The sequence below is a fragment of the Brevundimonas sp. FV1ye28 genome (assembly GCF_058681135.1).
In genome coordinates, this window is record NZ_CM178731.1 from 3,128,238 (window position 1) to 3,149,269 (window position 21,032).

Annotated in this window: 21 protein-coding genes; 8 read left to right on the top strand and 13 right to left on the bottom strand. The window is 67.3% G+C overall.

What is annotated here, in order from left to right; genetic code table 11:
- Positions 1-2 precede the first annotated feature (2 nt).
- Positions 3-596, top strand: coding sequence for a DUF2939 domain-containing protein (locus tag ACW171_RS15395; RefSeq protein WP_492094504.1), 594 nt, complete (start codon positions 3-5; stop codon positions 594-596).
- Positions 593-1,150: a DUF2939 domain-containing protein gene (locus ACW171_RS15400; RefSeq protein WP_492094506.1), complete on the top strand. Its 558-nt coding sequence runs from the start codon at positions 593-595 to the stop codon at positions 1,148-1,150. Before ACW171_RS15395 ends, ACW171_RS15400 begins: the two co-directional genes overlap by 4 nt.
- Here ACW171_RS15400 and ACW171_RS15405 read toward each other — a convergent pair.
- Positions 1,147-2,928: a DUF885 domain-containing protein gene (locus ACW171_RS15405; RefSeq protein ID WP_492094508.1), complete on the bottom strand. Its 1,782-nt coding sequence runs from the start codon at positions 2,926-2,928 to the stop codon at positions 1,147-1,149. The genes ACW171_RS15400 and ACW171_RS15405 overlap by 4 nt on opposite strands.
- Positions 2,929-3,041: 113 nt before the next feature.
- On the opposite strand from ACW171_RS15405, the gene ACW171_RS15410 reads away from it, so the two are divergent.
- Entirely contained in the window at positions 3,042-4,640 is a 1,599-nt protein-coding gene (locus tag ACW171_RS15410; RefSeq protein WP_492094510.1) for a serine hydrolase domain-containing protein, read from the top strand.
- On the opposite strand, the gene alaS is transcribed toward ACW171_RS15410, so the two are convergent.
- Positions 4,637-7,309, bottom strand: coding sequence for an alanine--tRNA ligase (gene alaS, locus ACW171_RS15415; protein WP_492096648.1), 2,673 nt, complete (start codon positions 7,307-7,309; stop codon positions 4,637-4,639). The two genes, ACW171_RS15410 and alaS, sit on opposite strands and share 4 nt — an antisense overlap.
- A gap of 156 nt (positions 7,310-7,465) precedes the next feature.
- Positions 7,466-7,669, bottom strand: a complete 204-nt coding sequence (locus ACW171_RS15420; RefSeq protein WP_492094512.1) for a hypothetical protein — start codon at positions 7,667-7,669, stop codon at positions 7,466-7,468.
- A gap of 106 nt (positions 7,670-7,775) precedes the next feature.
- On the opposite strand from ACW171_RS15420, the gene ACW171_RS15425 reads away from it, so the two are divergent.
- The gene (locus tag ACW171_RS15425) at positions 7,776-8,129 is read left to right on the top strand and encodes a thiol-disulfide oxidoreductase DCC family protein (RefSeq protein WP_492094514.1); all 354 of its coding nucleotides are present in this window, start codon (positions 7,776-7,778) and stop codon (positions 8,127-8,129) included.
- Positions 8,130-8,302: 173 nt separating this feature from the next.
- Here the strand turns inward: ACW171_RS15425 and recA are convergent, their stop codons facing one another.
- Positions 8,303-9,385 (bottom strand): recombinase RecA, encoded by a 1,083-nt coding sequence (gene recA, locus ACW171_RS15430; RefSeq protein WP_492094516.1) that lies wholly within the window; start codon positions 9,383-9,385, stop codon positions 8,303-8,305.
- 231 nt (positions 9,386-9,616) lie between these two features.
- On the opposite strand from recA, the gene ACW171_RS15435 reads away from it, so the two are divergent.
- Positions 9,617-9,898, top strand: coding sequence for a hypothetical protein (locus tag ACW171_RS15435; protein WP_492094518.1), 282 nt, complete (start codon positions 9,617-9,619; stop codon positions 9,896-9,898).
- A 4-nt stretch (positions 9,899-9,902) separates the two neighbouring features.
- Complete coding sequence (locus ACW171_RS15440) at positions 9,903-10,358, top strand: PIN domain-containing protein (RefSeq protein WP_492094520.1); 456 nt, start codon at positions 9,903-9,905, stop codon at positions 10,356-10,358.
- 6 nt (positions 10,359-10,364) lie between these two features.
- Here ACW171_RS15440 and ACW171_RS15445 read toward each other — a convergent pair whose 3' ends face one another.
- The 7 genes from ACW171_RS15445 to chpT form a co-directional block, all read right to left on the bottom strand.
- Positions 10,365-10,523 (bottom strand): hypothetical protein, encoded by a 159-nt coding sequence (locus ACW171_RS15445; protein WP_492094522.1) that lies wholly within the window; start codon positions 10,521-10,523, stop codon positions 10,365-10,367.
- Between the two features lie 50 nt (positions 10,524-10,573).
- Positions 10,574-11,446 carry a DUF4344 domain-containing metallopeptidase gene (locus ACW171_RS15450; RefSeq protein WP_492094524.1) on the bottom strand — a complete coding sequence of 291 codons (873 nt, stop codon included), beginning with the start codon at positions 11,444-11,446 and terminating at the stop codon, positions 10,574-10,576.
- A 27-nt stretch (positions 11,447-11,473) separates the two neighbouring features.
- Positions 11,474-12,166: a methyltransferase domain-containing protein gene (locus ACW171_RS15455; RefSeq protein ID WP_492094526.1), complete on the bottom strand. Its 693-nt coding sequence runs from the start codon at positions 12,164-12,166 to the stop codon at positions 11,474-11,476.
- A 59-nt stretch (positions 12,167-12,225) separates the two neighbouring features.
- Positions 12,226-14,109 (bottom strand): M20/M25/M40 family metallo-hydrolase, encoded by a 1,884-nt coding sequence (locus ACW171_RS15460; RefSeq protein ID WP_492094528.1) that lies wholly within the window; start codon positions 14,107-14,109, stop codon positions 12,226-12,228.
- 61 nt (positions 14,110-14,170) lie between these two features.
- Positions 14,171-14,986 (bottom strand): CheR family methyltransferase, encoded by an 816-nt coding sequence (locus tag ACW171_RS15465; protein ID WP_492094530.1) that lies wholly within the window; start codon positions 14,984-14,986, stop codon positions 14,171-14,173.
- A gap of 32 nt (positions 14,987-15,018) precedes the next feature.
- Entirely contained in the window at positions 15,019-15,384 is a 366-nt protein-coding gene (locus ACW171_RS15470) for a response regulator (RefSeq protein ID WP_492096649.1), read from the bottom strand.
- A 94-nt stretch (positions 15,385-15,478) separates the two neighbouring features.
- Positions 15,479-16,144 carry a histidine phosphotransferase ChpT gene (gene chpT, locus ACW171_RS15475; protein ID WP_492094532.1) on the bottom strand — a complete coding sequence of 222 codons (666 nt, stop codon included), beginning with the start codon at positions 16,142-16,144 and terminating at the stop codon, positions 15,479-15,481.
- A gap of 96 nt (positions 16,145-16,240) precedes the next feature.
- Here chpT and cysQ point away from each other — a divergent pair, with 96 nt between their 5' ends.
- A complete protein-coding gene (gene cysQ, locus ACW171_RS15480; RefSeq protein ID WP_492094534.1) occupies positions 16,241-17,023 on the top strand; it encodes a 3'(2'),5'-bisphosphate nucleotidase CysQ in 783 nt (260 codons plus the stop codon).
- 4 nt (positions 17,024-17,027) lie between these two features.
- On the opposite strand, the gene ACW171_RS15485 is transcribed toward cysQ, so the two are convergent.
- Entirely contained in the window at positions 17,028-18,278 is a 1,251-nt protein-coding gene (locus tag ACW171_RS15485; protein ID WP_492096650.1) for a hypothetical protein, read from the bottom strand.
- Between the two features lie 156 nt (positions 18,279-18,434).
- Here ACW171_RS15485 and ACW171_RS15490 point away from each other — a divergent pair, with 156 nt between their 5' ends.
- Positions 18,435-19,535: an alkene reductase gene (locus ACW171_RS15490; protein ID WP_492094536.1), complete on the top strand. Its 1,101-nt coding sequence runs from the start codon at positions 18,435-18,437 to the stop codon at positions 19,533-19,535.
- Positions 19,536-19,538: 3 nt separating this feature from the next.
- Here ACW171_RS15490 and yczR read toward each other — a convergent pair whose 3' ends face one another.
- The gene (yczR, locus tag ACW171_RS15495) at positions 19,539-20,975 is read right to left on the bottom strand and encodes a MocR-like transcription factor YczR (protein WP_492094537.1); all 1,437 of its coding nucleotides are present in this window, start codon (positions 20,973-20,975) and stop codon (positions 19,539-19,541) included.
- Positions 20,976-21,032 lie beyond the last annotated feature (57 nt).

Consider the following 21,032-nt stretch of genomic DNA (forward strand, 5'->3'; position numbering starts at 1 on the left):
ACGTGAAACGGGTATTCGGCAATCTGATCCTGGTCGCCATCGCGCTTGCGGCGGTCAGCTTCTTCGCGGCCCCGGCCGTGGCCTTCTTCGGCATCCGCTCGGCGGCGCAGTCGGACGACGTCGCTGGGCTGCAGAGGCTGATGGATTTCGACGCCGTGCGTGCGTCGCTGCGGCCGCAGTTGTCGGGACGGCCCGAAGCCATGACACCGCCCCCTTCCTTCATGAACGATCCCATCGGCGCCTTCCGCCGCCAGTTCGAGGAGGTCGCGGCTCCTCAGGGTCCGAACCCGGACGCCTATCTTACGCCCGACGCCATCGACGGCCTGACCCGGGCCGAGGGACGCTACGCCGCAGTGCGGGCTGCCGCGCCGGGCACGGACAAGGCGTCGGCGCCCTGGCCGAAGCCGGCCTACTGGGGGATCAATCGTGCGCGGATGGCGGTGACGGACGAGGGCGGGTCGGACACGGTCTTCACCTTCGAGCGGCGCGGCCCGTTCGAGTGGAAGCTTGTTCACATCGGCCTGCCTGACGGATCGACGCCTCAGGTTTCGGCGCGCACCCCGCCGACCACGACCGCACCGGAGACGAAACGATGAAGGGCCTCATCAAGGGCATCGTGGTTTTGGGCGTCATCGCCTTCCTGGTCGCCTATTTCGCTACGCCGATCCTGACGGTGAATGCGATCGTCGCGGCGGCAAAGGCGGGAGACGATGCAGCGCTGGAGCGGAACATCGACTTCCCGGCCTTCCGCGACAGCCTGAAGGACGAACTGACGACCCGGCTGATGGCCGAGGCCAACGCCGATCCGGACGTGAGGTCGAGCGGACTGGGTGGTCTGGGCATGATGCTGGCCCCGATGCTGGTCTCCGGCGCCGTCGACGCCCTGGTGACCGCGCCCACCATCGCCGCCATGGTGCGGACGGCCGATACGCCGGACCCGACCGACCCCGCCCAGGCGACGACGCCCGAGCCGGAGGCCGAGGATCAGGACATTCGCCAGAGCTACGGCTACCGCGACCTGAACACCTTCGTGCTCACCCTGACCGATCCGGATCAGTCGGATCAGCCGCTGAAGCTGCTGCTCAAGCGGCAAGGTTTGTTCGGCTGGAAGCTGTCGGGGATCGACTTGCCGGAGAAGGCGACTGCCTAACGCTGCGCGGCGATCCAGGCGTCCATGCGGCGATCGAGCAGATTCAGTGGCAACGGGCCGTCGACCAGCAAGGCGTCGTGGAAGTCGCGGACGTTGAACCGGTCGCCCAGCGCCTGTTCCGCTCGCGTGCGGATGGCGCGCAGTCGGATCTCGCCGATCTTGTAGGCCAGGGCCTGACCTGGCCAACCGATGTAGCGCTGCAGCTCGGTCTCGATGTTGTGGGGCGACAGGGCGGAGTTGTCGGTGAAGCAGGCGCGGGCCTGTTCGATGGTCCAGCCCATCCAGTGCATGCCGGGGTCGGCAACCAGACGGCAGGCGCGCCACATCTCGTAGCTGAGACGACCGAACCGCTCCTCCGGCGTGCGGTAGAAGCCCATCTCCTCGCCGAGGAACTCCGAATACAGGCCCCAGCCCTCGGTGAAGGCGGTGACGCCGGCATTGCGGCGGAAGGCGGGGCCGGCGGCGGCCTCCTGTTGCAGGGCGATCTGGATGTGGTGGCCGGGGACGGCCTCGTGCAGGGTCAGGGCGGGCAGTTCGTACAGCGGCCGCTGCTCCAGCTTGCCGGTGTTGACGATATAGCCGCCGGGCACACCCTCCTCGAGCGAGCCGCCGTTGTAGCGACCGGTCGTGTAATTGTCCTCGATGTCCAGCGGAACCGGTCGGACGTTGTAGGTCAGGCGCGGCAGGGTGCGGAAGAGGGCCGGCAGGCCGCCGTCGGCGCGCTTGGCCATCTCCGAGGCCTTCTCCAGCATGTCCTCGCGCGAGGTGGCGTAGAAGCGCGGATCGGTGCGCAGGTGGTTCAGGAAGCCGGCGAAGTCGCCGGTCCAGCCGGAGGCGATCATTTCGGCGTCCATGCGGGCGCGGATGCGGGCGACCTCGTCCAGGCCGATCTGGTGGATCTGCTCGGGCGTCAGGTCGGTGGTGGTGTAGCGGCGCGCCTCGAAGGCGTAGAACTCGCGGCCGCCGGGACGTGACCCGATGCCGACCTCGGCGGGGGCGGCGGGCAGGTATTCGTTCTGGGTGAATTCGACCCAGGCGCGGCGGCGCGGCACGATCTCTTCGGCGACGATGTCGGCGGCGCGGGCGCGCAGCGCCTTCTGATCGGCGGCCGGGATGGTCGCGGGCAGGTTGGCGAAGGGACGCAGGAGCGGGTCGGTCTCGGGTGTGAAGGCCGCCTCGTTGCGGAAGATAGCCAGGGCGCTTTCGACTACGGATTTCGGCTGGACGAAGCCGGTCTCAAGGCCGCGTCGGGCGTCGGCGAGGCCCTCGTCATACCAGGCGTGCAGAAGCCCGAGACGGGCCAGCCAAGCGTCGGCGTCCGCGCGGTTGGTGATGCGAGTCCCGGCGGCCAGATAGCCCGTGCTCTGGCCCGGCCCTCCTTCGGAGTTGAAGGCGAGGCGGCCGCCGTCCAGACCGATAGACTCGATCGAGCGATCGACGATGATGGCCAGGAAGTCGCGGTTCAGGGCATCGTTGGACGACAGGGGCGAAGCATCGACGGCGGCGAGCCGGCGCTTGAATTCATTCAATGGTTCGAGGCGGGCGAGCTCGGCGGCCCGCGACGGGTCCGATAGGCGGGACTTGGCGGACTGGTCGCCGGCGCGTGCGGCCTGTTCCGGGCTGAGGCTCAGTTGCCAGGCGTCGTAATCGGCAATGATGGAGGCGAGGGCGGGGTTCTCGGCGGTGGTGGTGGCGGTTGCACGCGGCGTTTGGGCAGCTGCTGCAACCGGGCTGGAGAGGAGCAGGCACGCGACAGCGGCGGTGACTAAGCGATTCATGGAGACCCCTGGAACTGAGGGCGGCATGGGTAATGAAGAGGCGCGCGAGGTCAATGGGGGAGGCTTGACCCTGACCCAAAGCACGTCGCAACTGACCGCGTGGAGGACTTAGCATGCGACACATTCCTTTGACCGTCGTCGGTCTGATCCTCGCGCTTGGCGCGGGGGAAGCAGCGGCGCAGGCGCGCGATCCGGCGGCGGAGACTGATGCGGCTTTCGCGCGCTGGAGCGGTGCCGACACGCCGGGCTGCGCCGTCGCGGTCGAGCGGGACGGGCGGACCTTGCTGAGCCGCGGCTATGGCATGGCCAACCTGGAACATGGCGTCCGGGCGACCGACCAGATGGTGTCCGAGGCCGGGTCGGTGGCCAAGCAGTTCGTCGCGGCGGGCATCGTAATGCTGGCGCTGGACGGGCGTCTGTCGCTGGACGACGACGTGCATCGCTATGTGCCGGAGCTACCTGACTATGGTGCGCCCATCACGCTGAGGCAGATGCTGAACCACACAAGCGGGCTGCGAGACTGGGGATCGATGGTGGCGCTGGAGGGGTGGCCGCGTGGGCAGCGGTACATGACCAATGCGCGGGTGCTGGACGTCATCATCCGCCAACGGGCGCTCAACAACGTCCCCGGCGCCGAATTCATCTATTCCAACTCCAACTACAACCTGCTGACCATCGTGCTGGAGCGGGTGTCGGGGCAGAGCCTGCAGGCCTTCACCCAGGCGCGGATCTTCGAGCCCCTGGGCATGAGCCACAGTCTGTGGCGCTACGACTACGCCGCCGTGGTGCCGGGCCGGGCGACGGCCTATGGGCGCGACGGGTCCGGACGCTGGCGGGCGGACATGCCGCTGGAGGATGCCCACGGCAACGGCGGTCTGCTGACAACGGTCGGCGACCTTCTGGTCTGGACGCGGGCACTGGACGAGGGACGGTTCGGTCCGGTCTTCACGGCCGAAATGCTGCGGCAGGGCGTGCTGAACGACGGGACGACCATTTCCTATGCCTCGGGCCTGTTCGTCTCGGGCGAGCCGGGGCGGCGGGAGGTGTCGCACTCGGGGTCGACGGCCGGCTATCGGGCGTGGCTGGGCGTCTATCCGGACCAGCAGCTGTCGCTGGCCATGCTGTGCAACGCCGCCGATGCGAACACCGGCGCCTTGGCGCTGCGAACCGTGGTGGCTTTTGCTCCGGAGTTGGCGCCGCCGGTGCTGCCGCCGGTGGTGCTGCCGCCGACCGGTGATTTCGTCAGCGACGAGACGGGCGAGTTGCTTGCCATCGCGGCGGCCGACGGGGTGGCGCGCACCGCTGACGGGCGCACCGTGATCGCGGGCGAAGGCGGGCGGTTCAACCTGGGCGAGGACGTGCTGATCTTCGACGGGCCGGACCGGTTCGAGCGCACCGACAACCAGGGGCGCCGTATCCGCTATCACCGCGCCACAGCCCCGGCGTTGAGCAACGAGACGGTCTCCAGCCTGATCGGCGATTGGAGGAGCGATGAAGCCCTGTCCACGGCGGCTCTGCGCGCCGGTGATCACGGCGGGCTGACTATCCAGTTCCCCAATGCGAGGGTCCAGGCCGTCACGGCGACGCGCGGAGAGGCCTTGGCCTTTCCGCAAGGAGAGATCGTGATCGACCGCGATGCGACCGGCGCACCGGTCGCCTTGAGGATCACGGTCGACCGGTCGCGCGGGATCGTCTTCCGGCGGGTGACTTAACCCGCCAGCGCTGCGCGAACGGCCGCGAGGCCGTCCTCGGCCTTGGAGCCGTCCGGCGCACCGCCCTGGGCGAAATCGGCCTTGCCGCCCGCGCCCTGGCCGCCCATGGCGATGACGGCTGCGCGGGCGAGGTCGGCCGAGTTGACACGGTCGGTGACGTCGCTGGTCGCGGCGACAGTGACCGCCGCCTTGCCGTCCGACAGGCCGATCAGGGCGACGACGCCCGAGCCGACCTGTTTGCGGAAGTCCTCGGCCACGCCGCGCAGACCCTTGCCGTCGACGCCGTCGAGGATGCGGGCGATCAGCTTGACGCCGTTGATCTCTTCCGGGGCGGCATTGGCGGAACCGCCGCCACCGCCGAGGGCCAGCTGCTTCTTCAAGTCGGCGACCTGTTTCTCCAGAGCCTTGCGTTCGGCCGAGAGGGCCTCGACGCGGGCGGGGACGTCCAGCGGCTGGACCTTGAAGGACTGGGCCAAGGTCTTGGCGACCCCGGCCTGGGCCAGCAGGTGCTGGCGCGCGGCCTCGCCGGTCACGCCTTCAACCCGGCGGATGCCGGAGGCGATGCCGGTCTCGCCGGTGATCTTGAACAGGGCGATGTCGCCGGTGCGGGCGACGTGGGTGCCGCCGCACAGCTCGACCGAATAGGGGCCGTTGTTGTCGCCGGTGAGGGCGCGGCCGAGGGTGACCACGCGGACCTCGTCGCCGTATTTCTCGCCGAACAGGGCGACGGCACCGGCGTCGATGGCGTCCTGGGGTGTCATCAGCTGGGTCGTGACCGGGACGTTCTGGCGGATGATCGCGTTCACCTCGGTCTCGATGGCGGCCAGCTGCTCCTCTGTCACCGGGGCGTTATGGCTGAAGTCGAACCGCATGCGTTCGGCGTCGACCAGCTGACCCTTCTGGGCCACGTGCGGACCGAGCACATTCTTCAGCGCCGCATGCACCAGGTGGGCGGCGGAGTGGTTGGCGCGGGTGGTCAGGCGCTGTTCGGCCCCGGCGCGCAACTGGGCGCGGGCACCGATGGTCAGCGTGCCGGATTCGATTTCGATCTTGTGGGCGTAGAGGTCGCCGCCGGCGTGTTTCTGGACGTCGAGAATGACGCCGAAGCCCTGCTGGCCGCTCGCGTCCGTCCATTCGACCTCGCCGCGATCGCCGGTCTGACCGCCGCCTTCGCCGTAGAAGGGGGTCTGGTCGAACAGGACCTCGGCGGTCTGGCCGGGCTCCAGGGCGTCGATGGACTCACCGCCGCGCACGATGGCCAGGACCTCGCCCGAACCTTCGATGGCGTCGTAGCCGGTGAAGACGGTGGGCCCGAGACGGTCGCGCAGCGACAGCCACTCGCCGGCCGAGGCGGTCTGACCCGAGCCCTTCCAGTTGGCCTTGCCGCGTTCGCGCTGCTGAGCCATCGCGGCCTCATAGGCGTCATTGTCGACGGTCAGGCCGCGACGACGGGCCTCGTCCTGGGTCAGGTCGAGCGGGAAGCCATAGGTGTCGGACAGGGTGAAGGCGGTCTGGCCCGAGATGACGCCGCCTTCCGACAGGCCAGCGGTGGCTTCGTCCAGCAGGGTCATGCCCCGCCCGAGGGTGGTGCGGAAGCGGATTTCCTCCTGCTTCATCGTGTCTTCGATGGAGGCCTGGGCGCGGGCCAGTTCGGGGAAGGCTTCGCCCATCTGGTCAACCAGGGTCGGGACCAGACGGTGCATCAGGGGATCGGCGGCGCCCAGCAGGTGGGCGTGGCGCATGGCGCGACGCATGATGCGGCGGAGCACATAGCCGCGACCTTCGTTCGAGGGCGTCACGCCGTCGGCGATCAGGAAGGAGGACGAGCGCAGGTGGTCGGCGATGACGCGGTGGCTGGCGGCCTGGGCGCCGTCGGACTTCGTCGAGGTGGCGTCTTCGGACGCGGCGATCAGGGTCTGGAACAGGTCGGTGTCGAAGACCGAGTTCTTGCCCTGCAGGACCGAAGTCATCCGCTCCAGGCCCATGCCGGTGTCGACCGAGGGCTTGGGCAGTTTGCGAACGATCTCGTCGTTCTCCTTCTCAAACTGCATGAAGACGTTGTTCCAGATCTCCACATAGCGGTCGCCGTCCTCATCCGCGCTGCCGGGAGGGCCGCCGGCGATATGGTCGCCGTAGTCCCAGAATATCTCTGTGCAGGGGCCGCAGGGGCCGTTGTCGCCCATAGCCCAGAAATTGTCGGAGCCGGCGATGCGGATGATCTTGTCGTCGCCGAAGCCGGTGACCTTTTTCCAGATATCGGCGGCCTCATCGTCGTCGATGTAGACGGTGACGAGCAGGCGCTTCGGGTCGAGGCCGTAATCCTTGGTGACCAGGTTCCACGCGCGGTCGATCGCGTGTTCCTTGAAATAGTCGCCGAAGGAGAAATTCCCCAGCATCTCGAAGAAGGTCAGGTGGCGGGCTGTGTAGCCGACATTGTCGAGGTCATTGTGCTTGCCGCCGGCACGCACGCATTTCTGGGAGCTGGTCGCGCGGGGGTAGGGGGGCGTGGCCGCGCCGGTGAAATAGTCCTTGAACGGCACCATGCCCGCGTTGACGAACATCAGCGTCGGATCGTTTTGCGGCACCAATGGAGCCGAATGGACCTTGGTGTGACCGTCGGCCGCGAAGTAGTCGAGGAAGGTCGAGCGGATCTGTTTCAGGCTGGCCATGGGCATTCAGTCGTTCGTGTCTGTGTGCGGGAGCGGGTCACGATGTCGGTTTCGCCGCGACGCGGCGTCACCTCGACCGATCAGGCTCAGGATATGGAACCGCGCATATAGAGACTGGCGCGGTCATCAGCCAAGGTTTTCCACCCGGAAAGGCGGTCAGTCGGCCTCTTCGCCAAGATCTTCGACCGCGTCGTCTTCGTCCGAGAGGAGGGCGTCGAGGGCTTCGATTATGGCGTCGATCTGTTCGGCGGTGGCGGCCACGCGCACGACCGAGCCGTCCGAACCACCGACCTCCAGCAGATAGCCTTCGTCGCTTTCGGCCAGGTTGAACTGGGTCAGGGCGGGGATGGTGTCAGCCATGGGCGGTTCTCCTCGGGGCATGAACCGCCGATCAGGGAAATGGTTCGTGCTTTTGCGCGTCGGCGTGACGCGGGGCAAGGCGGGCTGCGCAGGCCTAGGGTGGGATATGGCCGAGGTGGAAGTCTGGTTCGATGGTGACTGCCCGTTGTGTCGGCGCGAGATCGCCCTGATGCGGCGGCTGGATCGCCATGGCGCGATCGTCTTCACCGATGTGGCGACGGGGCAGGGGAGCTGTCCCATCAATCGGGCAGAGCTGTTGAGCCGGTTCCATGCACGGGAGGACGGGCGAATGGTCTCCGGGGCGGAGGCCTTCGCGGCCATGTGGCGCGCCATCCCCTTGTTGTCGCCGTTCGGGCGGTTGGCCCGGAACCGGTGGGTTTTGGCGGTGATGGAGCGGCTTTATCTCGGTTTCCTCAAGGTCCGGCCGCGGCTGCAGCGGGCGCTGCGGCGGACGGGTTGAGGGCGGCCTTTCCTCAATAAGAAGAGCCCGCCCGGACGAGCCGGGCGGGCGGCTCCCCCCGGCCCGAGCCCCGCGGGGGTCGGCGGCGGGTCGCGGGACCAGCCAGGGGGAGTGTTCGATAGTCGGACGGAAAAACACCGTCCGAAGCGTCCGAAGCGTCCGAAGCGTTCGGATCAGCCTTCGAGGTCCTGACCTTCGTCGGGTTCGGGCGTGCCCAGAAGCTCATCGGCGATCTTGTTGGTCGAGGCGCGGACGGCTTTTTCGATCGCGTCGGCCATGTCGGGGTTGGCCTTGAGGAAGTTGCGGACGTTCTCGCGGCCCTGACCGATACGGGTCGAGTCGTAGGAGAACCAACTGCCCGACTTCTCGATGATCCCGGCCTTGACGCCCAGATCGATGATCTCGCCCAGCTTGGAGATGCCTTCGCCGTACATGATGTCGAAGATGACCTCACGGAACGGCGGAGCGACCTTGTTCTTGACCACCTTGACGCGGGTCGTGTTGCCGACGACCTCGTCGCGATCCTTGATCGCGCCCGTGCGGCGGATGTCGAGGCGGACCGAGGCGTAGAACTTCAGCGCATTGCCGCCCGTCGTCGTTTCCGGCGAGCCGTACATGACGCCGATCTTGTGACGGATCTGATTGATGAACAGGACGATGCACTGCGACTTGTTGATCGAGGCGGTCAGCTTGCGCAGGGCCTGAGACATCAGGCGCGCCTGAAGGCCGGGCAGGCTGTCGCCCATCTCGCCCTCGATTTCGGCGCGCGGCGTCAGGGCGGCGACCGAGTCGACCACCACGATGTCCACGGCGCCCGAGCGCACCAGGGTGTCTACGATCTCCAGCGCCTGTTCGCCCGTATCGGGCTGCGACACCAGCAGGTCGTCGAGGTTGACGCCCAGCTTCTGAGCGTAGCCGGGATCGAGCGCGTGTTCGGCGTCGACGAAGGCGGCGACACCGCCGGCTTTCTGGATCTCGGCCACAGTGTGTAGGGCAAGCGTCGTCTTGCCCGAGGATTCAGGGCCGAAGACCTCGATCACTCGTCCGCGCGGCAAGCCGCCGATGCCGAGCGCCATGTCCAGACCCAGCGAGCCGGTGGACACCGAGGGGATCACATCGGCGACCCCGCCCTTGCCCAGTTTCATCACCGAGCCCTTGCCGAAGGCGCGGTCGATCTGTGCGATCGCCGCCTCCAGCGCGCGCTGTTTGTCGCCGTCGTCCTTGCCAACCAATTTCAGATTCGCCTGAGCTGCCACCTTGCCACTCTCCTTTGCCATGATTCCCGTTGAAACCCTGGGGAGAGGCCCGCCTTCGGTCCTGTGACCGTGACCCGCTCCCTGTGAGACCAGACAGTACACGGTTTGTTCCAGTTGCCAATATGTTCTTTTCACAGCCTTTGCGGGAGTGCGACCGATTTTGACGTGTCGCGTCTCTTGGCGGTACGCATTGGACACCTTAGCTTCAGCTTCGACCATAAGAGGTGACCGATGGAAGTTCGAGAAGCGATCCAGACCGCTAAGCAAACAGTCGCGCAGCTGTTCGAGCCGGAGGGTGCCACAAACATCGGCTTGGAAGAGCTGGAGTTTGATGAGGACAGCGACACTTGGGACGTAACCATCGGGTTCTCGCGTCCGTGGGATCGTCCAAATATTGGTGCAATCGCGGAGGCGATGGGAACAGCTAGGCCAGCCTTCCGTCGAACCTATAAGATTGTTTCTTTAGCTAAGAACGATGGAAAACTCGTCGCGATCAGGAACAGGAACGTCTGACGACGTGCGCAAAGTTTTGCTCGACGCCAATCTGATCGTCTTGCTTATCGTCGGGAACGTCGGTCGCGAGAGGATCGAAAAGCATAAGCGGCTTTCGGCCTATCGCGCCGAGGATTGGGATTTGCTGATCGATGTGCTCAGCGATTACGAGCAGATTGTAGTGACGCCCAATGTGCTTACGGAGGCGTCCAATCTCATGCGAAGCGGCGACAAGAGTTCACGCGATGCGTTCTCGGTCATAATGCAGACGCTCATGAGCGATGCGGCCGAGGAATATGTCGAGAGCAGAAGCGTGGTCGCAGATGATCGGTTCGCCCGCCTTGGGTTGGCGGATGTCGCTTCCCTCGGCGCAATGGACGCCCACACCACATTGCTAACCGCAGACCTCGGCCTGTTCTTGGCGGCGCTGAACCAAGGTAATCGAGCGACGAACTTCAATCATCTTCGGGATCAAGCGTGACGCCGTTCAAGGGACGTCATCGCGCGTGTCCTGCTGAACCTCGCGGCCGACCGGCGGGCCGAAGTCGATAACATCGGGAAAGGTCTCCGGCTTCATTCGACGCAAAATGATGTCGAGATCGACGCGTTCAGGCCGAACGGCTCGCTCCTTGTCTTCTTCATGCATCGCCGCTTCCCGTCGTCTTGTCCAAACACCTATAGCGGTTTCGCCATCGCCTATTCTTTCAGATGCGCGTCCAGCAGGGTGTACCAGGTCGAGGTCAGGCGCTCGAACTCGGCCGGGCACTGTTCGGCGCGGGCCTCGGTCAGCCATTCCTCCTCGAGGAGGTTGGCGTACTGCTGGGTGTCGGAGCCGTAAACCAGGCAGGTCAGGGTGTAGTAGCGCTGCTGGCTCAGCGAGTGTTCGTCCTCGAAGTCGCTCTCGGCAATCTCGGCCGCCTCCGAGGGGTCGGTGTAGAAGCTGAGGGCGCCGGAGATGGCGGATTCCTCGCCGTCGTCGCCGTCGATCAGCCACCAGGCGGCCAGACTGTCGGCGGCGTCTTCCTCGCGGCCGGTGAAGGGAATCTCGAGCACATCGATCAGGGCGTGGCCCACCTCGTGGAAGACCGTGAACAGGAAGGAGCCGTTGACGGCGTCCTCGATCTCGCCATCGGTCTCGTAGTAGGCGGCGAAACTCTCGCGCTCGCCTTCGAACATCTCGATGCAGATCTGAATCTCGCGGTCATCGGGTATGTAGTAGGCGTTGTTTTCGCCGCACTGAGCGAAACGCATGCCGACGTCGACGGGCATGTTCAGGCTCTGGTTCAGAACGTCGGCAACGTCCTCCAGCCAGCGCTCCTCGGCGAGTTGCGCGGCGAGTTCTGCGTATTCATCGTCTTCGAGGACCGCCGGGCGGACGACGAAGTCGCCGCGATCCTCGCCCGAAGCGCGGGCGGCGGATTCGGCCGTGGCAAGTGTGTCCTCGCAGGCGACGAGCGTCAGGGCCGCGAGCATCACGAGCGTGAAACGGCGTGCGTGCGCCTTTAGCGACATGGACTTGGCGACCCCTCTGAAAGGCGGGATGTAGCCGGGGGTCGGCAGTGACGGCAACGCTTGCTGCGTCGCCGTCAGGTCACGTCAGTGAACGGCCGGATCGCGGACGGCGATCAGGGACTTGGTCAGGCCGGCGACCACCTCGTTGTGGTGGGCCGCGTCCGGATAGAGGAAGCGGAACTGGGCCTTGTCGAGGAGGCGGGCGTGCTGGACGTCGCGCATGGCCGCGCCCATGTCCGGCGCCTTCTGCGAAAAGCCGTGGCGGCGCTTCAAGAGGGACTTCGCGCGGCTTTGTTCCGAGCGCCAGTGGAAGAAGGGGGCCGAGAAATGCGGCTCGACCGGGAACCAGAAATAGGGCGTCTGGACATAGTAGCGCGGGGCCAGGCGGCGGCATTCGGCGGCGAAGGCCTCCACGCGGGTCCAGTCGCCGACGTGCTCGATGACCGAGTTGGAATGGACCATGTCGAAGCTGTGGTCAGCGTACTGAGGCAGGGAACAGGCATCGCCATCGACGACAGTGAACCGACGAGGATCCGCCACCTCGTCGATACCGCCCGGATTGACCAGCGTGATGCGGACCTTGGAATCCTGCAGGAACCCGGCGTCGAACAGGGTCCAGTAATTCGCCTCGCCGCCCAGATCGATGATGTTCACCGATCCCTTTTCTGCGTGGATACGGGTGATCATGTCGACGATCCGCCTGGCGCGGGCGCGGCGGAACCGCGACACCAGGGAGTTCGGATCGGTGTTGTCCTGGAGAGCGTGGATCAGGTTCATGTCGATCCTGATAGCGGCCTCGCTTTGCCGTCGGCTTAAACGGCAGGGTTAGCGCATGTTTACGTCGGGCCGGTCGCCGAAGGCGCGGGCGCGGGTTCTGCGTAGCGGGCGGTGAGAGAGAGGCCGCAGGCGAGGATAAGGCAGGCTGCGGCCGCGGCCGCGAGCGTACTTCTGGCCTTCGGAGCGAGCGGCGCGAGGAACAGAAGGATCAGCACCGTCATCAGGGCAAGCGCGCCGGGCAGGTCCATGCCGACACCGAGGAAGACCTGATGCGACAGGCTGAGGATCCATGCCCCGCCCAGGATCGTGGCGACGACCGCCGGGATCAGGGAGCGAGGGCTTTCGAGACGCGCGCCGATAAGAGCCGAGACCGCAGCCGTGACGGCCGCCAGAAGGCCAGGCCAGACCAGGAGAGGGGAGGCCTCGGGGGCGGCGGTCTGGGCGGCGCATCCGAGAACGAAGGTCAGGGCGATGAGGCCGAGCCAGCCACCCCACACCGTGCGGGGCGCACTGTGAGACCACAGTGAAAGGGCGATGGCGACGACGCCGGCGCCGAGGACGATGGGATCGAAGCCGCCGAGGATCACGCTGGTGATGACGGCGACGATGACGACGCCGGAAAGCAGCCGGGGTCCCAAAGCGTCGCGGCCGGCGAGGAGGGCGAGGGCGACTGCGGACATGGCCAGGCCCGTGCCGGCCTCCATCCAGGGGAGGCGACGCAGCAGGGTGTAGTAGACGTCGGCGGACTCGGCCCTTGCGGTCAGAGGCCCGGCGAGGACGCGGACGCCGTGGGCGACGACCATCCCCATGCCGAGAACCCAGACGCCCGACAGCATGCCGCGTCCGACGTCGGCGGCGGTCAGGCGGGTCGCATGATGCGCGCCCCAGGCGGCGAAGGCGCCGAGGACGGCGGTGACGGCCAGGAGGCTCCATCCCAGATCCAGCGAATGGACGATGGTGAACAGGCCGAGATAATCACCATAGGCGACATTGCGGCTCGCGGCCGGCAGGGCGGGCGCGCGCAGCAGTGCGTCAGTGACCTCAAGCGCCTGGGACCCCAGATGCTGGACCGCGCCCTGGTCGAGATTGTCGGGCGTGGATGTCGAGGAATGGTACTGGGACGGGCGGCCGATGAAGGCGAAATTCATCCCGCCCACACCCCGGTTCTTGGAGATGGTGAAGTCGGTGCCGTTCGGCATGTTCTCGTAGACGAAGACCGCGAGCGAGCTGGACGCCACCCCGCCGTCGGCGCGTCGGGCGGCCTGACCGTAGAGGCGGACGGTCTCGGCATTGCCGCGGCCGGTCTCGAACATGAAGGCGCGACCGCCGCCGCCGCGCGCCTCCAGATTGACCACTGCGCCGATCCGATCGCGCAGGGGATGTTCGGAGAAGAAGATTCGGGCACCGTCGAGATTCAGCTCCTCAGCGTCCGTCAGCAGGACGACGAGGCTGCGGTCGGCTGGGCCGCGCGCCTTGATGGCGCGGACGGCTTCCAGGATGGCGGCGACGCCGGCGCCGTCATCGGCCGCGCCCGGAGAATCCCAGGCGCTGTCGTAGTGAGCCATCATCAGAACGGCGGGGGCCGTGGTGTCGCGGCCCGGAAGGACGCCGACGATGTTGACGGCCTGATTGCCCGCAGCTGCCGGATCCCCGCCCCAGCGGGTCAGGCGTTCGATCGCCTCGGGCGACATCGCGCCGGGCTGAAGCGCGGGATCGAGGCCGAGCTGAGCCATCCGGCCGAACAGATGCTGCTGTACACGCGCGTGGTCGGCCGATCCGACCGGGTGGGGCCGCGCGCCAATGGCCCGAACATCGGTCATGGCGCGGGCGGCTGAGAAATCGACGGCCGGGGTTTCGGGGCCGCGCGGGGCAGGGACCTGAAGCGCCCACACGCCGATCAGTAGCGCGACGGCCAATGATCCCAGAAACAGAGCCCACCGCATCGATATCCCCTCCGACGTCCCGCCGACCATAGGGGGACGCGCGGGGCCGTGTCGACCGGGATCAGGCCGCGCGGCTGAGGGCCGAGGGGGCCTTGACGAAGACGCCCCTTCGACCGCCGACGGGGCGGAAGGCCACGGTGTCGCCGTCGATCCGCTCGTCTGCGCCCAGGATCAGGACCCCGTCGTCGACCAGTCGCCGCTCCAGACCGTCGACGACCTGGCCGCGCTTGGCGGCGTCCATTTCGGACAGGACATTGCGGCACAGGATGACGTCGAACTGCGCGGCGTCGGCGGGGGCGTCCAGCAGGTTGTGACGCGCGAACCGGACGGCGTCGCGCAAGCGGGGCTTGGTGATCCAGGCATCGTCGGCCCGGTCGAACCATTGCAGCATGGTCTGGGCGGAGAGTCCCCGCTGGATCTCGAAGGCGGTATAGGCGCCGGTCTTGCCGCGTTCGACCGCGCGCTGAGACAGATCGGTGGCGACGATCTCCACATTGGCGCCGGCGTCCATGGCGGCCATGGCCAGGGAGTAGGGCTCCTGACCGTGAGAGCAGCCGGCCGACCAGACCTTGATAAGCCCCTCCGGACGGGCGCGTCCGATGGCGGGCAGCAACTCGCGGGCGAAGGTGTCGAAGAGCGCTCGGTCTCGACGGAACCAGGTCTCCGGGTTGAGCAGGGCCTCGATCACCGCCCAGCCCAGGCTCGCGACCGGCTTGGCCCAGAGGCTGGCCAGCATGTCGTCGACGCTGTCGAAGCCCTCGCGGCGGGCGACGGGCGCCAGGCGGTGCTCGGCCAAATGAATGCGATCGCGCGCCAGCCTGAAACCGGCGCGCGAGACCATCAGGGCCTGCAGGCGTTCGAAATCGTCCTGGGTCATGTGACAGCTACGGCGCGGGTCATGGCTGGGTTTCAGACCGCTCCGACTTCAGAGAATTTGGACTGGAGGATCTCCGAGTCGAACGGCTTCATGACATAGTCGTCGGCCCCGGCGGACAGGGCCTCGGCGATCCGTTCCGGAGCCGTTTCGATGGTGCAGAAGAGGACCTTGGGCTTGTCGCCGTTCGGGGTGGCGCGCAGGCGGCGCAAAAAGGTCAGGCCGTCCATGACCGGCATGTTCCAGTCCAGCAGGACGACATCGGGCATCATGCCGGCGCAGTAGGAGAGGGCCTCAACGCCGTCGGCTGCCTCGTCGACCTCGAACCCGAGACCTTCCACGATGCGGCGTGCGACCTTCCGGATGATCCGGCTGTCGTCGACGATCAGGCAGGTGCGGATATCCAACGCGATATTCTCCCAGCGGTCGGAATCACCCGTCGCTTCAACCGCCAATATCGCTTCCGGGCGGTTAACGAGGCGTTGGGATTCGGGATTAAGACGGCATCCGTACTGTCATCGACACCCGGCCTTCCACAGCTTCGACGGCCAGGGTTCCGCCGTGCTGGTCGGCGGTGAGCCACAGCCAGTAGGGCTGGATCCACTGGCCTGCGAGCCCTTCGGTCAGGCGGTGGCCTTGGAGGCCGGTCGCCGCCTCGGGCTTGAGCCGCGCTCGGGCACCCTCGGCGAGACCTTTGATGACGATCTGGGCACCGTCCCGGCGCGCGCCGACCGTGGCGGCGCCACCCATCGGCAGGGCGGCGACGGTCAGATAGGCCAGATTGACCAGGGCGCGGGCTTGTGGCTTGCCGAAATCGCCGGCGTCGAGGTCCCAAGCCAGGGTGGCGCGGCCTCCCGAGGTCACGCCGTCGATCAGGGCGGTCAGTTCGGCGGCGGTGAACCGCTCGGCCGTCGTGGCCGCACCGAAGGCGACGCGACAGAACTGGACCAGGGCGACCATCTTCTTCGCGCTGTCCTTGATCAGGCTAAGGGCGTCGTCGCGCATGTCCTGGGCCGTCGGGTCGTCCAGCAGGTCGAGACCCGACATGATCGCGCCCGAGGGACTGATGAAGTCGTGGCAGAGTTTCGCGGCGATCAGGCTGGCAAGTTCCTGGCCGTCGACGGGCAGATCAGACGGGGCGGAGAAGGCGGCGTCGGTCATGCGGTGTGCGGCTCGCGAAGGGCTTCGGATATGGCCGGCACACTCGCGCGATTTGCCGGTTCGCGAAACCGCTCGCGATGGTCTATCCCCCGCCGAATGAGTGATGCCCTTTCTTCCGACCTCGCCTCCGGCGGCTTGCACGACCATCTCGCCGAGATCGCCGAGGAAGCCGCCGCCGTCATCATGCCGTACTGGCGGGCCGGGGGGGAGGTCTTCTCCAAGGCCGACGACAGCCCGGTGACGATGGCGGATCGTGAGGCCGAGGCCTTGATCCTGTCGCGCCTGGCCGCTCTCTATCCCGAGATCCAGGCCGTGGCCGAGGAGCAGTCGGAGGCCGACGGCAAGCCGGAGAGCGCGGCCGAGCGGTTCTGGCTGATCGACCCGCTCGACGGCACCAAGGGCTTCGTTCAGGGCAAGGAGAGCTTCACCGTCAACATCGCCCTGGTCGAGGGCGATCGCCCGACGGTCGGCGTGGTCTCGGCGCCGGCCACGTCTCTGACTTGGCGAACCGCGCCGGGTGGCGGGGCGCAGATGCGCCGCTATGGCCACGTCTGGCGGTCGATCAAGGTTCGCAATCGGCCCGACGAGGGGTTCGCCCTGTTGAGCCACAGCGTCACGGACGACGAGGCCGTTCGCCTCGCCGCTCGCCATGGCTGCACCCGGTGGCAAGGGACGGATTCGTCGCTGAAATTCTGCCTGATCGCCGAGGGGCGGTTCGACGCCTATCCGCGCACCGGACCCACGATGGAGTGGGATACGGCGGCGGGGCAGGCCGTGCTGGAAGCCGCCGGCGGACGTGTGCTGGGGCCAGACGGACAGCCGCTCGCCTATGGCAAGCCCGGGTTCCTGAACGGGGCGTTCGTGGCCATGGGCGGGTAGGGCTTCAAGCCCGGACCGGCAGACCCATCATCAGCCCCTGTGCGCGGTCGGCCAGCACCGGGACGCCGTGGTCGCGGGCGGCTTCGGCGGCCTCGGCCAGGACGAAGGCGGCCTGATCGGGGTCGGAGCCCATGAGTTGGCTGCGGGCAATCATCAGGCGGGCCATGGCGATCTGGTCGACGGCCCAGTCGATGACGGATGGGGCGCCTCGGCGTTCGGCCAGACGGCGACGGACACGGGTCTCGATCGTCGTCAACTCGGTGAGGTCGCCGGCGGTCGCAGCCGTCTCAATCTCTCGCGTGACCAGAAGGTCCAGAGCCAGTGCGCCCAGAATCGTGCCTTGCCCGGTGGTCAGGGCGACCGACTGGCGGATGGGTTCCACGGGGGCGGCCGGGTCGATCGAGCGGGCGATCTGGATGGCGACCCAGTCCAGCGGGCTATGGTCGACGAAGAACTGGTCGGCGGCGGCGTCGAACATGTCGTGGCCCGTCTTCATGGCCGCCTCGTCATCGGCCATGGCGGCCAGAGCGGACAGGCCGGCGGCACACAGGGCCAAGGCGCGGGCGCGGGTCAGGGGCCGTTGGTCGGGAGACGAGGCCTCGACCAGAGCGGTCAGGTCGCGACCGGCCTGGTCCAACAATCGGTGATCGCGCTGGATGATGCCGCCTTCGAGTGCGAGCGCGGCGCTGTCCAGGCGCAGGTCGTCGGCCTCGATCGGATTGTGCTTGGTCAAGGCGTGCAGAGCCGCGTCCATCAGGGCGGCGGCGTCCTGGCGATCCTGAGCGCGTTCGCTGATCCGGGCCTGGCGGGCGCGGATGCGGGCATGGACGCCGGCGCATGAGGCGAGGGTAGGCAGGCGTTTGGCGTTGACCTCACGCGCAAGTTCGGCGGCCAGGGCGACCGCCTCACGATCGCCGAAGAGATCGAACTTCGTGACATAGGCCTGGGCGGCGGCCAGAAGGGCCCGGGCGCGGTCGTCGTCGGACTTCGCAGCCTTGAGGGCGTCGTCGGCAGTGGTCAGGGCCTTGGCGAGGCTGTCGGGATTGCCACTGCGTCGCGCATGCTCTCGCCACAGGATCGAGGCGCGGCGCCAGGTCTGGGAAGGCTGGGAGCAGGAAACACGGCCACCGTCGGTGGTCAGCGACTTGGCTTCGCGCGCCAGCAGGTTGACGCCGATGAGTTCCAGCCAACCCAGGTCGTCGCTGTCGCGCGCCTGAACGAACAGTCGTCTCAGATCCTTGCCGAACTCAAACATAGCCACGTTACAAATCTCCGCGCGTCCCGCATCGGGACCGTCTCAAGCCTTCGCCCCCTTGTCTAGCAAACCCGACGCCGCGACCCGGTTCCACAACGGTTGCGCCGCGGGAGTCGGGCGCCTACCTCGTGTGCACCGCAACACCAGGTGTTTCATATGACGACCCTCTTCGACCCCATCGACCTCGGCGCGATCCCTCTCAAAAACCGGATCGTCATGGCCCCCCTGACGCGTAGCCGCGCCGTCGAGGGTGAGGTCCCCAATCCCTTGGCGGTCGAGTACTACGCCCAGCGCGCTTCGACCGGCCTGATCATCTCCGAGGCCACCCAGATCAGCCGTTCCGGGCAGGGCTATCCCAACACGCCCGGCATCTTCACCGACGCCCAGGTCGCCGGCTGGAAGCCGATCACCGAGGCCGTGCACGCAAAGGGCGGCAAGATCGTCGCTCAACTTTGGCATGTCGGCCGGGTCTCTATCTCCGCCTATCAGCCTGACGGCCTGCCGGGTTTCGCGCCGTCGGCCATCCCGCCCAGCGCCGGCCAGGCGATGAAGCCCGACTTCAGCATGGTCGATTTCGAGACGCCGCGCGCCCTGACGCTTGAGCAGATCGAGGCCATCGTCGGCGACTACGTCCATGCCGCCGAGAACGCGATCAAGGCGGGCTTCGACGGCGTCGAGATACATGCCGCCAACGGCTATCTGATCGACCAATTCCTTAAGGACGGTTCGAACCAGCGCGACGACCGCTATGGCGGCTCCGTCGAGAACCGCGCGCGCCTCATGCTGGAGGTCACGACCGCCGTGGTCGCCGCCATAGGTGCGGACCGGACGGGCATTCGCCTGTCGCCGTCGAACGGCGCCAACGGGACGCTGGATAGCGATCCCGCCTCGATCTTCCTCTACGCCGCAGCGGCCCTGAAGCCCTTCGGCCTCGCCTATCTGCACCTGATCGAGGGCGAGCCCGATACGCCGATGTCCATCAAGGATGGGGCTCCGCAGCTGGCCGCGCAGATCCGCGACGCCTTTGGCGGGCCTGTGATGCTGAACGGGGGCCTGACCCGCGAAACGGCCGAGAAGGCTATCGCCGAAGGCCGCGCCGATCTGATCAGCTCGGGCGTTCCTGTGCTGTCCAACCCGGATCTGGTCGAGCGCTGGCAGAAGAATGCTCCGCTGAACGCTCCTGACAAGGCCACCTTCTACGGCGGCGGCGCCAAGGGCTACACTGACTATCCGTTCCTCGAAACGGCCGAGGCGTAAGCTTCAGAAGACGTCCGGCTCCGGCGCACGCGCGCGCCGGGCCGGGCGGTCGCCGATCCGGGCCCAGGCCTCGGCCAGGGTATCGACGGCGTTCTTCAGCTCCGGCTCGGGCAGACAGTAGGGCAGGCGGACGAAGCGCTCGAACGCTCCTTCGATGCCGAAGCGCGTGCCTGGCGCGATGATCAGTTTCAGTTTCTGGGCCTCGACCACCAGGGCCGCGACCGAGGGGCGAGGCAGGGCGACCCATAGCGACAGTCCGCCGGTCGGGCGGGTCGTCTTCCATTCCGGCAACACCTCCGACAGACGCGCATGCAGCGCCGTCTCGCGCGCCCACAGCATCCCGCGTCGCTCCACGACGGGTGTCTGGTCCCCGGCCAACAGGTGGGCGGCGGCCAGTTGTTCGATCACCGCCGCGCCGAGATCGAGCGAAGCACGCGCACGAACGGCGGCGTCGGCGACCTCCGGGCTGGCGCGAATCCAGCCGATGCGGAGCCCGCCCCACCAGGTCTTGCTCATCGATCCCACCCGGACGACATGCGGACCGGGGGCGGCGGGCGCAGGCGGAGCCTTCTCGAACCACAGTTCCCTCTGGGTGTCGTCCATCACCATCAGGGCGCCGACGCGGGCGACGGCGGCGGCCACGACGGCTTCGTCTTCCGCCGTCATCACATGGCCGGTCGGATTCTGGTGGGCGCCCAGCAGATAGACCAGCCGGGGGCGGACCCGCTCGATCGTCGAGACCAGGCCGTCGATGTCCCAGCCCACCGAGGTCAGGGCCACAGGTATCGGCCGCATGCCCGCCCGAACGATCGCCTCAATGGCATGTGGATAGGTGGGGTGGTCGATCACCACCGCGTCTCTCGGCCGTCCGAAGGCGCGCAACAGGATGGCCAGCCCGTTCTGAGCTCCGGAGGTGACCACGATCTGGTCCGGCGTGGTCGGCAGACCTGCCTGACCATAGGTGTCGGCGACCGCGCGGCGCAGCGGCAGGAGACCGACGGGATCGTAGCCGTGACCGGGCAGATGCGGCGGCAGAGATTCCAGCGCGCGGGCATAGGCGGCATGGACGTGGGCGCCAGCCGGAAGGACCGCCGTCGCCATGTTGACGACCTCCGGTCCCGGCGCGACGTGGAACAGGCCTTCGAGACGCTCGGCCCGGCGGAAGGGCAGGGCTGTGTATGTGCCTGCGCCGACGCGGCTGGTCAGGAAGCCGTCGGCGCGGAGACGGTCCATGGCCGCGCTCACAGTGATGCGGCTGACGCCCAAGGCTTCTGCCACACGGCGTTCTCCGGGCAGGCGGGAGTCGAGCGGCAGACGGCCGTCCAGCACCAGCCCTTTTAGCGCGTCGGCGAGGCTGCGATAGGCGACGTCCTCGGCACCGGACGCGCGCCAGTCGCCGAGGTGACGGGACAGGCTGTTGAGATTGACGGGGCCGGACATGAGGCCACCGTCGCCAAAGTGGCTATGGATTGCAAGGCCGGTCGATCTAGCGTGGCG